The organism is Streptomyces vilmorinianum, assembly GCF_005517195.1.
GTDB classification, from domain to species: domain Bacteria; phylum Actinomycetota; class Actinomycetes; order Streptomycetales; family Streptomycetaceae; genus Streptomyces; species Streptomyces vilmorinianum.
In genome coordinates this window covers 5822835-5836679 of record NZ_CP040244.1, presented here as the reverse complement: position 1 = coordinate 5836679, position 13845 = coordinate 5822835, and the positions used below count along the sequence as shown (strand labels likewise).

Annotated in this window: 10 protein-coding genes; 8 read left to right on the top strand and 2 right to left on the bottom strand. The window is 71.5% G+C overall.

Annotated features, from left to right (window positions below; all coding sequences use genetic code 11):
• Window positions 1-95: 95 nt before the first annotated feature.
• The 4 genes from FDM97_RS26955 to FDM97_RS26940 all read left to right on the top strand — a co-directional run bounded on the left by FDM97_RS26955 (window position 96) and on the right by FDM97_RS26940 (window position 6661).
• The gene (locus tag FDM97_RS26955) at window positions 96-377 is read left to right on the top strand and encodes an acylphosphatase (RefSeq protein ID WP_137993121.1); all 282 of its coding nucleotides are present in this window, start codon (window positions 96-98) and stop codon (window positions 375-377) included.
• A 392-nt stretch (window positions 378-769) separates the two neighbouring features.
• Window positions 770-985: a hypothetical protein gene (locus FDM97_RS26950; protein ID WP_137993120.1), complete on the top strand. Its 216-nt coding sequence runs from the start codon at window positions 770-772 to the stop codon at window positions 983-985.
• Window positions 986-1169: 184 nt separating this feature from the next.
• On the top strand, window positions 1170-5021 hold the full coding sequence (locus tag FDM97_RS26945; RefSeq protein WP_137993119.1) for an AAA family ATPase: 3852 nt from the start codon (window positions 1170-1172) through the stop codon (window positions 5019-5021).
• Window positions 5022-5227: 206 nt separating this feature from the next.
• On the top strand, window positions 5228-6661 hold the full coding sequence (locus FDM97_RS26940; RefSeq protein ID WP_137993118.1) for a sugar porter family MFS transporter: 1434 nt from the start codon (window positions 5228-5230) through the stop codon (window positions 6659-6661).
• Between the two features lie 48 nt (window positions 6662-6709).
• Here the strand turns inward: FDM97_RS26940 and FDM97_RS26935 are convergent, their stop codons facing one another.
• Window positions 6710-7681 carry an LLM class flavin-dependent oxidoreductase gene (locus FDM97_RS26935; RefSeq protein ID WP_137993117.1) on the bottom strand — a complete coding sequence of 324 codons (972 nt, stop codon included), beginning with the start codon at window positions 7679-7681 and terminating at the stop codon, window positions 6710-6712.
• 281 nt (window positions 7682-7962) lie between these two features.
• Between FDM97_RS26935 and ftsY the strand changes: the two genes are divergently transcribed.
• Complete coding sequence (ftsY, locus tag FDM97_RS26930) at window positions 7963-9180, top strand: signal recognition particle-docking protein FtsY (protein ID WP_137993116.1); 1218 nt, start codon at window positions 7963-7965, stop codon at window positions 9178-9180.
• An 87-nt stretch (window positions 9181-9267) separates the two neighbouring features.
• Here ftsY and FDM97_RS26925 read toward each other — a convergent pair whose 3' ends face one another.
• Window positions 9268-9921, bottom strand: a complete 654-nt coding sequence (locus FDM97_RS26925; RefSeq protein ID WP_137993115.1) for a bifunctional DNA primase/polymerase — start codon at window positions 9919-9921, stop codon at window positions 9268-9270.
• Between the two features lie 418 nt (window positions 9922-10339).
• Here FDM97_RS26925 and nsdA point away from each other — a divergent pair, with 418 nt between their 5' ends.
• From nsdA to FDM97_RS26910, 3 genes are all read left to right on the top strand, one after another.
• Window positions 10340-11815: a transcriptional repressor NsdA gene (nsdA, locus tag FDM97_RS26920; protein ID WP_137993114.1), complete on the top strand. Its 1476-nt coding sequence runs from the start codon at window positions 10340-10342 to the stop codon at window positions 11813-11815.
• Window positions 11816-12139: 324 nt separating this feature from the next.
• Window positions 12140-13486, top strand: coding sequence for an ammonium transporter (locus FDM97_RS26915; RefSeq protein WP_137993113.1), 1347 nt, complete (start codon window positions 12140-12142; stop codon window positions 13484-13486).
• Window positions 13483-13821, top strand: a complete 339-nt coding sequence (locus FDM97_RS26910; protein ID WP_101390346.1) for a P-II family nitrogen regulator — start codon at window positions 13483-13485, stop codon at window positions 13819-13821. Before FDM97_RS26915 ends, FDM97_RS26910 begins: the two co-directional genes overlap by 4 nt.
• Window positions 13822-13845: the final 24 nt, after the last annotated feature.

Sequence of the window (13845 nt, the reverse complement as noted above, 5' to 3'; positions counted from 1 at the left end):
CGCCCGAACGGGTGAGTCTCATTCGGTCGGGACTGTACGCCATGACGCGCGAGGGCGACGTGCTCCTTGGGCAATTGGCCCGTTAGCGTGCAGCCATGAACGAAGACGTACGGCTCACCGCATGGGTGCGCGGCCGGGTACAGGGAGTGGGCTTCCGCTGGTTCACCAGGGCAAACGCACTGGAGATCGGAGGGCTCGTCGGCTTCGCGCTCAACCTCGACGACGGGCGGGTCCAGGTCGTGGCCGAGGGGCCGAGTGAGAATTGCCACCGTCTGCTCGACTGGCTGCGCTCCGACGACACTCCCGGGCGGGTGGACGGAGTCACTGAGATCTGGGACACGCCGCGCGGCGGATACGACAGCTTCGCGGTCCGCTGACGATCGCGTCGAAGACCCTCCGCCCGGTGGTCCCGAAGGGCCCCGGGCGGACGCGCGGCGACGAGCCGCCGACGTGGATATGGCCTGATGGTTGCCGGAGGGGGCTTGCGGTGCCGGGCTCCGCCAGGAAGGATGATCTCCACGCCCCTGAGGCACCGAGTTGCGAGGCGCCGCCGTCTGTCGCACGGCCGCGGACCCCCCGGTTGCCCCTTGATACGGGGCGTGATCGTGTTGACCGTCAAACTTTTTGGTGAGACTCTGGAAGCCCCGCGCACCTTAGCTGTTTGGCAGTAGAACACCGGCACGACAAGAGCTGCCGAGCACCGCGGGTGCGAAATCCCTCACGACCCACACCGCTTCGGTCGGTCACTCAGTGTGGAGGACCATCCATCATGGCAAAGGCGCTTCTCGGTTACGTCGGCGGCTCCGACCCGCGACTCCTCGCCGAGATGCGACGGCTTCAGCAGCGCGTCCAGGATCTCGAGTCCGAGCTGGTACGGATTCAGTCCGAGAACGACGCGCTCAACGCTGCCGCCGCTCAGCACGGAGAGTCGCTGCTCGACAGCATCGAACTCGACGTTCCCAAGGCGGAGCCTGCGCTCACCTGACAGTTGACAGTCAGCCCCGTGCCGGGGCCAGGTGAGAAACACTCTCGCTAGCACAGCTAGATATGCAAGGGGCGCTCCGGCGTCCCTTCTTTCTTGAGTCCCCCATGTCCCACCCCTCCTCACCGGAGGGAATGCCCTGCACCTTCATGGGTGAAACGCGCAACCCCCGGTAGAGTCCGGGGGCGTGCATCTCAAGGCCCTGACCCTCCGCGGTTTCAAGTCGTTCGCATCCGCCACCACCCTGCGGTTCGAACCGGGAATCACGTGTGTCGTCGGGCCGAACGGATCCGGCAAGTCCAATGTCGTGGACGCGCTGTCCTGGGTCATGGGAGAGCAGGGCGCCAAGTCGCTGCGCGGCGGCAAGATGGAGGACGTCATCTTCGCCGGCACGACCGGGCGGCCGCCGCTCGGCCGCGCCGAGGTCTCGCTGACCATCGACAACTCCGACGGCGCGCTGCCCATCGACTACGCCGAGGTCACCATCACCCGGATCATGTTCCGGGGAGGCAGCAGCGAATACCAGATCAACGGCGACACCTGCCGGCTGCTCGACATCCAGGACCTGCTCTCCGACTCCGGCATCGGCCGCGAGATGCACGTCATCGTCGGCCAGGGCCAGCTCGACTCCGTCCTGCACGCCGACCCGATGGGGCGCCGGGCCTTCATCGAGGAGGCGGCCGGCGTACTCAAGCACCGCAAGCGCAAGGAGAAGGCGCTGCGGAAGCTCGACGCGATGCAGGCCAACCTCGCGCGCGTGCAGGACCTGACCGACGAGCTGCGCCGCCAGCTCAAGCCGCTCGGCCGCCAGGCGGCGGTCGCCCGCCGGGCCGCGGTCATCCAGGCCGATCTGCGCGACGCCCGGCTGAGGCTGCTCTCCGACGACCTCGTACGGCTCCAGGAGGCGCTGAACGCCGAGGTCGCCGACGAGGCCGCGCTCAAGGAGCGCAAGGAGAGCGCCGAGAGCGAGCTGCGGGCGGCGCTCGCGAAGGAGGCGGAGCTCGAGGACGAGGTCCGGCGCCTCGCGCCGCGCCTCCAGCGGGCCCAGCAGACCTGGTACGAACTCTCCCAGCTCGCCGAGCGCGTCCGGGGCACGGTCTCCCTCGCCGACGCGCGCGTGAAGAGCGCCACCGCCCAGCCGCCGGAGGAGCGCCGGGGCCGCGACCCGGAGGACATGGAGCGCGAGGCCGCCCGCATCCGCGAGCAGGAGGCCGAGCTGGAGGCCGCCCTGGAGGCGGCCGAGCGCGCCCTGGAGGACACCGTCGCCCACCGCGCCGAACTGGAGCGCGAGCTCGCGCTGGAGGAGCGCCGGCTCAAGGGCGTCGCCCGCGCCATCGCCGACCGGCGCGAGGGGCTCGCCCGGCTGCACGGCCAGGTCAACGCCGCCCGCTCGCGCGCCGCGTCCGCCCAGGCCGAGATCGACCGGCTCGCCGCCGCCCGTGACGAGGCCCAGGAGCGGGCCGTCGCCGCGCAGGAGGAGTACGAGCAGCTCAAGGCCGAGGTCGACGGGCTCGACGCGGACGACACCGAACTGGGGGAGCGGTACGAGGCCGCCCGCCGGGACCTCGCGGGCGCCGAGTCCGCGCTGACCGCCGCCCGCGAAGCCGCCGCCACCGCCGACCGCCGCCGCGCCGCGACCAGGGCCCGCCACGAGGCGCTCTCCCTGGGGCTGCGCCGCAAGGACGGGACGGGAGCGCTGCTCGCCGCCCGCGACAGCCTCACCGGACTCCTCGGGCCGGCCGCCGAACTGCTGACCGTCACCCCTGGGTACGAGATCCCCCTCGCCGCCGCCTTCGGCGTGGCGGCCGACGCGATCGCCGTCTCCGGCCCCACCGCGGCGGCCGACGCCCTGCGCCTGCTGCGCAAGCAGGACGCGGGCCGCGCGACGCTGCTGCTTGCGGGTGCGGAGGAGCGGGAAGCCGCCAGGCCCGGCGCCCCGGCCCCCGCCCTGGGCCCGGCCGCCGAGGGCACTGACACCGCCGGTCCGTCCTCCGCCACCCCGCCCTCCGCAGGCCGCGCCTCTGCCGGCCCGGCCGCCATCGGGCTGACCTCCGCCGGGCGAGCCCCTGCCGGCCCGGCAGCCACCAGTCCGTCCTCCGCAGGCCGCGCCTCTGCCGGCCTGCCCTCCGTCGGCCCGGCCGCCGGCCCGTCCTCCGCCGGGCGAGCCCCTGCCGGCCTGTCCTCCGCCGGCCCGGACGAGTCGGTGGATCCGGCGGGCCCCGGGACCCTTCCGGCCTCCGCCGTCTCCGCCGCCCGGCTTGTCGGAGGACCCGGGGAACTCATGGGTGCCGTACGCCGATTGCTCCGGGACGTCGTCGTCGTCGACGGGCTCGACGAGGCCGTCGAGCTGGTGCGGGCGCACCCCGGGCTCACCGCCGTCACCGCCGAAGGCGACCTGCTCGGCGCGCACCTCGCGCACGGGGGCTCCGCCGGGGCGCCCAGCCTCCTCGAGGTCCAGGCCTCCGTCGACGAGGCGGCCGCCGAGCTGGAGGAGCTCGAATCGCGGTGCGAGGAGCTGGCCGCCGCCCAGCAGGAGGCGACCGAGCGCAGGCGTACCGCAGCCGCGCTCGTCGACGAGCTGACCGAGCGCCGTCGCGCCGCCGACCGCGAGAAGTCCTCCGTCGCCCAGCAGCTGGGCCGGCTCGCCGGCCAGGCCCGGGGCGCCGCCGGGGAGGCCGAGCGCACCGCCGCGGCCGCCGCCCGCGCCCAGGAGGCCCTGGAGAAGGCCCTGTACGAGGCCGAGGAGCTGGCCGAGCGCCTCCTCGTCGCCGAGGAGACCCCGGCCGAGGAGGAGCCCGACACCTCCGTGCGCGACCGGCTCGCCGCCGACGGCGCCAACGCCCGCCAGACCGAGATGGAGGCCAGGCTCCAGCTCCGTACCCACGAGGAACGGGTCAAGGGCCTCGCCGGACGCGCCGACTCCCTCGACCGGGGCGCCCGCGCGGAACGCGAGGCACGCGCGCGTGCCGAGCAGCGCCGCGCCCGGCTGCGCCACGAGGCGGAGGTCGCCGCCGCCGTCGCCGCGGGCGCCCGGCAGCTCCTGGCCCATATCGAGGTCTCCCTGGTCCGGGCCGAGCAGGAGCGCGCCCTCGCCGAGGCCGCCAAGGGCGCCCGCGAGCAGGGCCTGGCCGCCGCCCGCACCCGGGGCCGCGATCTGAAGGCCGAACTGGACAAGCTCACCGACTCGGTCCACCGCGGCGAGGTCCTCGGTGCGGAGAAGCGCCTGCGGATCGAGCAGCTGGAGACGAAGGCCCTGGAGGAGCTGGGCGTCGAGCCGGCCGGCCTGGTCTCCGAGTACGGCCCCCATCAGCTCGTACCGCCCTCCCCGCCCGCCGAGGGCGAAGAGCTTCCCGAGGACCCCGAGCACCCGCGCAACCAGCCCCGCCCCTTCGTCCGCGCGGAGCAGGAGAAGCGGCTCAAGGCCGCCGAACGGGCGTATCAGCAGCTCGGAAAGGTCAATCCGCTCGCTCTCGAGGAGTTCGCGGCGCTGGAGGAGCGCCACCAGTTCCTCTCCGAGCAGCTGGAGGACCTCAAGAAGACCCGGGCGGACCTCCTTCAGGTCGTGAAGGAGGTCGACGTGCGCGTCGAACAGGTCTTCACCGAGGCGTACCGGGACACCGCGCGCGAGTTCGAGGGCGTCTTCTCGCGGCTCTTCCCCGGCGGGGAGGGGCGGCTGATCCTGACCGATCCCGACAACATGCTCACCACCGGCGTCGACGTGGAGGCCCGCCCGCCGGGCAAGAAGGTCAAGCGGCTCTCCCTGCTCTCCGGCGGCGAGCGTTCGCTGACCGCCGTGGCGATGCTCGTCTCCATCTTCAAGGCCCGCCCCAGCCCGTTCTACGTGATGGACGAGGTGGAGGCGGCCCTCGACGACACCAACCTCCAGCGGCTGATCCGGATCATGCAGGAGCTCCAGGAGTCCTCGCAGCTGATCGTCATCACGCACCAGAAGCGGACGATGGAGGTCGCGGACGCGCTGTACGGCGTCTCCATGCAGGGCGACGGCGTGTCGAAGGTCATCAGCCAGCGTCTTCGTTGATCAACTTCAAGTCTTGAACTCAATGACCCCTAGGGCTTGTTTTAAGTCATACGACTCCAAGTATTGACTTCGAAACTTGAACGCATAGTCTCTGCAACGTTGCTTTTACCTTCACGTGGTGGGCGGCGTGATGTTGTGCGCCACTGGAAGGGCTCGACCCGCCCCACCCACGCCCCGGCGACGCTGCCGGAGCCCCAGGAGTCCATGTGACCAGCACCGCCCAGGCGCCCACGCCGCCACCTTCCGAAGGCCGAGCCGCCCACCCGGACCACCTCGGCCACGTCATCTTCATCACGGCGTCGGCCGCCATGGGCGGCTTCCTCTTCGGCTACGACAGCTCCGTCATCAACGGCGCCGTCGAGGCCATCCGGGACCGCTACGACATCGGCTCGGGCACGCTGGCCCAGGTCATCGCCGTCGCCCTGATCGGCTGCGCCATCGGCGCCGCGACCGCCGGCCGGATCGCCGACCGCATCGGCCGCATCCGCTGCATGCAGATCGCCGCCGTGCTCTTCTCCATCAGCGCCGTGGGCTCCGCCCTCCCCTTCGCCCTCTGGGACCTCGCCCTCTGGCGCGTCGTCGGCGGCTTCGCCATCGGCATGGCCTCGGTGATCGGCCCGGCGTACATCGCCGAGGTCGCCCCCGCCGCCTACCGCGGCCGGCTCGGCGCCTTCCAGCAGGCCGCGATCGTCATCGGCATCGCCATCTCCCAGCTGGTCAACTACGGCATCCTGCAGCTCGCCGACGGCGACCAGCGCGGCACGATCGCCGGCCTCGAAGCCTGGCAGTGGATGCTCGGCGTGATGGTCCTCCCCGCCGTGCTCTACGGTCTGCTCTCCTTCGCGATCCCCGAGTCCCCGCGCTTCCTCATCTCCGTCGGCAGGACCGACCGCGCCAAGGAGGTGCTCGCCGAGGTCGAGGGCCACGAGATCGACCTCGACCACCGCGTCGCCGAGATCGAGCAGGCCATGCACAGCGAGCACAAGTCCACCTTCCGGGACCTGCTCGTCGCCGGCGGCCGCTTCAAGCTGCTCCCCATCGTCTGGGTCGGCATCGGACTCTCGGTCTTCCAGCAGCTCGTCGGCATCAACGTCGCCTTCTACTACTCCGCGACGCTGTGGCAGTCCGTCGGCATCGACCCGTCCAGCTCGTTCTTCTACTCGTTCACCACGTCGATCATCAACATCATCGGCACCGTGGTCGCGATGGTCCTGGTCGACCGGGTGGGCCGCAGGCCCCTCGCTCTCGTCGGCTCCCTCGGCATGGCCGTCGCCCTCGCCTTCGAGGCCTGGGCGTTCTCCGCCGATCTCGTCGACGGCAAGCTGCCGGGCGCGCAGGGCGTCGTGGCGCTCGTCGCCGCCCACGTCTTCGTGCTCTTCTTCGCCCTCTCCTGGGGCGTGGTGGTCTGGGTCTTCCTCGGCGAGATGTTCCCCAACCGGATCCGCGCCGCCGCCCTCGGCGTCGCCGCCTCCGCGCAGTGGATCGCCAACTGGGCCATCACCGCGAGCTTCCCGTCCCTGGCGGACTGGAACCTCTCCGGTACGTACGTGATCTACACGATCTTCGCCGTGCTCTCCATCCCCTTCGTGCTCACGTACGTCAAGGAGACCAAGGGCAAGGCGTTGGAGGAGATGGGCTAATCCCCGCTGCCCCTCTCCTCGACCTCGGAACTGCCCCGGCTCAGGGTCCTATGCCCCGAGCCGGGGCAGCACCGTCTCTCCCAGCAGACGCAGGCTGCGCCAGGCCTCGTCGACCGGCATCCCGCCGCAGAGCGGATGCAGCACCAGACTCTCCAGGCCCAGCGCCACGCACTCGTCCGGCGTGACGATCCGGTACACGCCCTCGGCGCGCAGCTCCGCCACCGTCGTCGCCGCCGACCGCACCGCCGAGCGGATGTCCTTCGACTGCCACGAGGCGTAGGTCCGCGCCTCGTGCAGGAAGTGCTCCCCGTACAGCTCCCAGGACCGCTCCGGGTCCTCCGAGAGATGCAGCAGCGGGGTCTTCTCGGCCGGCATCATCGTCCAGCCCTCGGTGCCGAACGCTTCGCACTGCTGCCGGTAGTACGTCTCGAGCTCCGGCAGGTGCGCGCTCGGGAAGAACGGCAGCCCGAGGCGGGCCGCCCGCCGCGCCGCCGCCCGGGAGGAGCCGCCGACCAGCAGGAGCGGGTGCGGCTGGGTGAAGGGCCGCGGGGTGATCCGTACCGTACGGCCCTCATACGTGAAGGGCTCACCGGTCCACGCCCGCAGCAGGGTCTCCAGGAGCAGGTCCTGCAGCTTGCCCCGGCGGCCCCAGTCGACCCCGCGCTCCTCGTACTCCTCCGGCCGGTACCCGATGCCCGCGACCGTCACCAGACGGCCCCCGCTCAGCAGATCGAGGACGGCGATCTCCTCGGCGAGCCGCAGCGGGTCGTGGAGCGGCCCGATGATCGCGGAGACCGTCACCGCGATCCGCTGCGTGGCCCCGAAGACCGCGCCCGCGAAGGCGAAGGGGGAGGGCAGCCAGTTGTCGGCGACGCCGTGGTGCTCCTCGGTCTGGACGGTGTCGATGCCGTGCTCGTCGGCGTAGGCGGCCATGGCGAGGGCGGCGCGATAGCGCTCCGAGAGGGACTCGGGGGTCGGGTGCGGATCGACGAGGTTGAACCGTACGACTGTGAAGGGCATGGGAAGTCCCCCTCCGCGCGTGGGAAGCCGGCGAAGGGGGAACCGTATCTGACGTTGCGTCAGATGAAAACAGTCTCGCGGACCTGGCCGACTCCCCGGCCGACTAGCCGGGCGTCCGCGCCTGAGCCCGCCGCGATGGTGTCGATGCCCGCGATCATCATCGCCGGGCGGGCTTCTCGCCGGCGGAGGCCGGACGGCGGACCGGCCCGGCCCGCGGGGACTCGCGCCCCGTGCACGGATGACGAATCGACTCGTGGGGCGTCACGCATACTGGTGAGACCATGGAATTCCTCATCCTTGCCGTAGTCATCGCTCTGGTCGCGGTCGGCCTCGTCGCCGGTCTCGTCGTCAGCGGCCGCAGGAAGAAGCAGCTGCCGCCGCCCGAGGCGCCGTCCGCCACGCCGACCATCACCGCTCCGCCCGCCGAGCCGCACGTCGGCGACGAGGCGGAGACACCGCGGGAAGAACCGCGCCGCACCATCGAGGAGGTCGACCTCCCGGCCGTCGAAGCCCCGGTGGCCGTCGAGGAGCCGCCGGTCGCGCCCGAGGCGCCCGCGATCGAGGTGCCGGAACCGACCGCGGGCCGTCTCGTACGGCTCCGCGCCCGCCTCGCACGCTCGCAGAACTCCCTCGGCAAGGGGCTGCTCACGCTGCTGTCGCGGGACAACCTCGACGAGGACACCTGGGAGGAGATCGAGGAGACCCTCCTCACCGCCGACGTCGGCGTCGCCCCCACCCAGGAGCTGGTCGAGCGGCTGCGTGAGCGCGTCCGGGTCCTCGGCACCCGCACCCCGGAGGAGCTGCGCGGCCTGCTCCGCGAGGAGCTCGTCACCCTCCTCGGCCCCGACTTCGACCGCACGGTGAAGACGGAGAGCGACCCGGGCACCCCGGGCGTCGTGATGGTCGTAGGCGTCAACGGCACCGGCAAGACCACCACCACCGGCAAGCTCGCCCGCGTCCTGGTCGCCGACGGCCGCTCCGTCGTCCTCGGCGCCGCCGACACCTTCCGTGCCGCCGCCGCGGACCAGCTCCAGACCTGGGGCGAGCGGGTCGGCGCGCGGACCGTGCGCGGTCCCGAGGGCGGCGACCCGGCGTCGATCGCCTTCGACGCGGTCAAGGAGGGCATCGCGGAGGGCGCCGACGTCGTCCTCATCGACACCGCCGGCCGGCTGCACACCAAGACCGGTCTCATGGACGAGCTCGGCAAGGTCAAGCGCGTCGTCGAGAAGCACGGCCCGCTCGACGAGGTCCTGCTGGTCCTCGACGCCACCACCGGCCAGAACGGCCTGGTCCAGGCGCGCGTCTTCGCCGAGGTCGTCGACATCACCGGCATCGTGCTCACCAAGCTCGACGGCACGGCCAAGGGCGGCATCGTCGTCGCGGTCCAGCGCGAGCTGGGCGTCCCGGTCAAGCTGATCGGCCTGGGCGAGGGCCCGGACGACCTGGCCCCCTTCGAGCCGGGCGCCTTCGTCGACGCCCTGATCGGCGACGGGGCCTAGAGCGGCCCGCGGACCCGGGCTCACCCATGGGTGGGCCCGGGTGCCGTTCGGGGGGCGTTCAGGCCGTGGAGCCGAGGCCCGGCGCGTCTAGAAGTGCGTGCGGTGGCAGATGTACGCCAGCGTGCCCAGCAGCAGCCGCGCCTGCGGCGGCGCGCCCGCCGTGTCCAGGGTCGGGGGGCGCAGCCAGCGCATCGGGCCCAGGCCGCCCAGGTCCGAGGGCGGGGCCGTGACGTACGTGCCGAGCCCCAGGCCGTGCAGATCCAGGTCCGCGTCGTCCCAGCCCATCCGGTACAGCAGCTGCGGCAGCTCCGCCGCCGCGCCCGGCGCCACGAAGAACTGCGCCCGTCCCGTCGGCGTCGCGCACACCGGGCCCAGGGGCAGCCCCATGCGCTCCAGGCGGACCAGCGCACGCCGCCCCGCGGGCTCGGCGACCTCGATCACGTCGAAGGCCCGGCCCACCGGCAGCAGCAGCGCCGCCCCCGGGTACCGCGACCACGCCTTGGTCGCGTCGTCCAGACCCGCGCCCGCCGGGACCGCCTCGGCGAACGAGAGCGGATGCGCCCCCGGGGCCGTACACGACGGATCCCCGCAGGAGCACTGGCCGGAAACCGCCCTCGCGCCCGGGGCGACGTCCCAGCCCCACAGTCCTGTGTACTCGGCCACCGCTGTGCACTCTGTGGTGCGGACGCGGCGTCGTGAGCCGGACCGCATCTCACGAATGCCGCCGATCGTGAAGCCCATGCCCCCTCCAACGGGTCGAACGCGCCGGTGGTTACGACTCGGAGCCCCACCGTCACGCTCCGTCGCCGGGGGTGGCGCGCGGCCGTGGGCAAGGTGGTGCGGACCGCTGCGCGCGCCTCCTCGCACACCACTCCGCCGACCCTGGTTCGTCGCATGTCAAGTGAATCGTGTTCAGCGGCAGGCGAGTTCATCCGAAGGGGTGGCGAATGGTGGCGTTTCTTGAATCGACCTCGCCGGAGGGGTGATCGTAGGATTACTTTCGGTGCACGAACCCAGGAGTTCACTGCGCGCGCGGGTATGCCGGAGGCAATCCGCTTTCCAGTTCGAAGGAGTGCAAGCTCCAGACGAACGCCGCAACACACGGCATTCTGATAGGGGTTCGCGCAACAGAGGCATTGACGTGGATGGGGGCGTTCCTGTGGGCGGCAACGGCGCAGACGGTACGACTGCCGGCAAGCGCCCCAACGAGCAGCTGAGCTCGTGGTTCGTGCGCAGCGGCTGGTCGAAGGGCGAGCTGGCGCGGCAAGTGAACCGCAGGGCACGCCAGATGGGCGCGCACCACATCTCCACCGACACCTCGCGCGTCCGCCGCTGGCTGGACGGCGAGCAGCCCCGCGAGCCCATCCCGCGGATCCTCTCCGAGCTCTTCTCCGAGCGGTTCGGCGCGGTCGTGGCCGTCGAGGACCTCGGACTGCGCACCGCCCACCAGTCGCCCTCCGTCTCCGGCGTCGACCTGCCCTGGGCCGGCCCCCAGACCGTCGCCCTGCTCAGCGAGTTCTCCCGCAGCGACCTCATGCTCGCCCGCCGCGGCTTCCTCGGCTCCGCTCTTTCGCTCGCCGCGGGACCCACCCTCATCGAGCCCATGCAGCGTTGGCTCGTGCCCACTCCGCCCGCCGAGCCCGACCGTCCCGAACCGGTCGTCGACACCCGCCGCCCGGGCCGCCTCTCACCCGCCGAGCTCGACCTCCTCGAATCCACCACGGCGATGTTCCGCCAGTGGGACGCCCAGTGCGGCGGCGGACTGCGCCGCAAGGCGGTCGTCGGCCAGCTCCACGAGGTCACCGACCTGCTCCAGGAGCCACAGCCCGCCGCCACCGCCCAGCGCCTGTTCAAATGCGCGGCCGAACTGGCCGAACTGGCCGGATGGATGAGCTACGACGTGGGCCTGCAGCCCACCGCCCAGAAGTACTTCGTCCTCGCCCTGCACGCCGCGAAGGAGGCCGGGGACAAGCCCCTCGGCTCGTACATCCTCTCCTCCATGAGCCGCCAGATGATCCACCTCGGACGGCCCGACGACGCCCTCGAACTCATCCACCTCGCCCAGTACGGCAGCCGCGACTGCGCCACCCCGCGCACCCAGGCCATGCTGTATGCGATGGAGGCCCGCGCCTACGCCAACATGGGGCAGCCCTCCAAGTGCAAGCGGGCCGTGCGGATGGCCGAGGACACCTTCGCCGACGTCGGCCTCGACGGCGAGCCCGAGCCCGACTGGATCCGCTTCTTCTCCGAGGCCGAACTCAACGGCGAGAACTCCCACTCCTACCGGGACCTCGCCTATGTCGCCGGGCGCTCCCCGACGTACGCCTCCCTCGCCGAACCCGTCATGGAGCGGGCCGTCGCCCTCTTCGAGAAGGACACCGAGCACCAGCGTTCGTACGCACTCAACCTGATCGGCATGGCCACGGTGCACCTCCTCAAGCGGGAGCCCGAGCAGTCCGCCGCCCTGGTCGAGAAGGCCCTCGGCGTCGCCAGGAGCGTCCGCTCCGAGCGGGTCAACAACCGGCTCCGCAAGACCGTCGACACCGCCGCCCGCGACTTCCGCGACGTCGCCGAGGTCGTCCAGCTCACCGACCGGCTCACCGCCCTGCTGCCCGAGACCGCCGAGGCGGTCTGACCGGCACCCCCAGAACCCCGGCCGCGACAGACGTCCCCCACTGCCCGACTCGGCTCCCCCGCCGCCAGGACACAGGGACCCTGCCGCGGCCGGCCTGCGTCCGGACCCGAGCCTGCGGGCACGGTACGCGCGTTACCTCCCCGTGACCCAGCCGTTCACAGCCACGTAACACGCCCCACCCCTTCGTCACTGCGGCGAAACATCGTGCGGCATCGACGGAAACCGCGCTGCGCCAACCTCTGGCCCATAACCGGCCACCCCTCACGGCCAAGCCGCTTTCCGGCCCCGCCCCCGCACAGGCCGCACGACGACGAGGAGACGCCGATGGCACCAGCCATCACGACCCTGGCCGCAGACGCCCCCGAGCTGTCTGCCGCCAACACCGGGTTCATGCTCATCTGCTCCGCCCTGGTCATGCTGATGACCCCGGCGCTCGCCTTCTTCTACGGAGGCATGGTCCGGGTCAAGTCCACCCTCAACATGCTGATGATGAGCTTCATCAGCCTCGGGATCGTCACGATCCTCTGGGTGCTCTACGGCTTCAGCATCGCCTTCGGCACCGACAACGCCTCCCTCTTCGGCTGGTCGTCCGAGTACGTCGGCCTCAGCGGCATCGGCGTCAACCAGCTGTGGGACGGCTACACCATCCCGGTGTTCGTCTTCGCCGTCTTCCAGCTGATGTTCGCGATCATCACCCCCGCCCTCATCAGCGGCGCCCTCGCCGACCGCGTGAAGTTCACCGCCTGGGCCCTCTTCATCGCCCTGTGGGTCACGATCGTCTACTTCCCCGTCGCCCACTGGGTCTGGGGCTCCGGCGGCTGGCTCTTCGAGATGGGCGTCATCGACTTCGCCGGCGGCACGGCGGTCCACATCAACGCCGGTGCCGCGGCCCTCGGTGTGATCCTCGTCATCGGCAAGCGCGTCGGCTTCAAGAAGGACCCGATGCGCCCGCACAGCCTCCCGCTGGTCATGCTCGGCGCCGGTCTGCTCTGGTTCGGCTGGTTCGGCTTCAACGCCGGCTCCTGGCTCGGCAACGACGACGGCGTCGGCGCCGTGATGTTCGTCAACACCCAGGTCGCCACCGCCGCCGCCATGCTCGCCTGGCTGATCTACGAGAAGATCCGCCACGGCTCCTTCACCACCCTGGGCGCCGCCTCCGGCGCGGTCGCCGGCCTCGTCGCCATCACCCCGTCCGGCGGCTCCTGCTCCCCGCTCGGCGCGATCGCCATCGGCGCCATCGCCGGTCTCCTCTGCGCCATGGCCGTCGGCCTGAAGTACAAGTTCGGCTACGACGACTCCCTCGACGTCGTCGGCGTCCACCTCGTCGGCGGTGTCGTCGGTTCCCTGCTCGTCGGCTTCTTCGCCACCGGCGGCGTCCAGTCCGACGCCAAGGGCCTCTTCTACGGCGGCGGCCTCGAGCAGCTCGGCAAGCAGGCCATCGGCGTCTTCGCCGTCCTCGCCTACTCTCTGATCGCCTCCGCGATCCTCGCGCTGATCATCGACAAGACGATGGGCATGAGGGTCAGCGAGGACGACGAGGTCTCCGGCATCGACCAGGTCGAGCACGCCGAGACCGCGTACGACTTCAGCGGAGCCGGCGGCGGCGCCTCCTCGCGCAGCACGGCCGCGCCCGCCCCGGCAGCTACGGAGAACAAGAAGGTGGACGCATGAAGCTCATCACCGCAGTCGTGAAGCCGCACCGGCTGGACGAGATCAAGGAAGCCCTCCAGGCTTTCGGAGTCCAGGGCCTCACGGTCACCGAGGCCAGCGGATACGGCCGCCAGCGCGGTCACACCGAGGTCTACCGCGGTGCCGAGTACACCGTCGACCTCGTCCCCAAGATCCGCATCGAGGTCCTCGTCGAGGACGACGACGCCGAACAGCTCATCGATGTCGTCGTCAAGGCCGCCCGAACCGGCAAGATCGGTGACGGCAAGGTGTGGAGCGTGCCGGTCGAGACCGCCGTACGGGTCCGCACGGGCGAACGCGGACCGGACGCACTGTAAGCGCGGAGCACTAAGGAGCTGCTG

Excerpts from the sequence above, each read along its gene's own strand:
- FDM97_RS26925 (WP_137993115.1), bottom strand. The coding sequence starts at position 9,921 with ATGGGCTTCACGATCGGCGGCATTCGTGAGATGCGGTCCGGCTCACGA.
- FDM97_RS26935 (WP_137993117.1), bottom strand. The coding sequence starts at position 7,681 with ATGCCCTTCACAGTCGTACGGTTCAACCTCGTCGATCCGCACCCGACC.
- FDM97_RS26955 (WP_137993121.1), top strand. The coding sequence starts at position 96 with ATGAACGAAGACGTACGGCTCACCGCATGGGTGCGCGGCCGGGTACAG.
- FDM97_RS26915 (WP_137993113.1), top strand. The coding sequence starts at position 12,140 with ATGGCACCAGCCATCACGACCCTGGCCGCAGACGCCCCCGAGCTGTCT.
- ftsY (WP_137993116.1), top strand. The coding sequence starts at position 7,963 with ATGGAATTCCTCATCCTTGCCGTAGTCATCGCTCTGGTCGCGGTCGGC.
- FDM97_RS26910 (WP_101390346.1), top strand. The coding sequence starts at position 13,483 with ATGAAGCTCATCACCGCAGTCGTGAAGCCGCACCGGCTGGACGAGATC.
- FDM97_RS26950 (WP_137993120.1), top strand. The coding sequence starts at position 770 with ATGGCAAAGGCGCTTCTCGGTTACGTCGGCGGCTCCGACCCGCGACTC.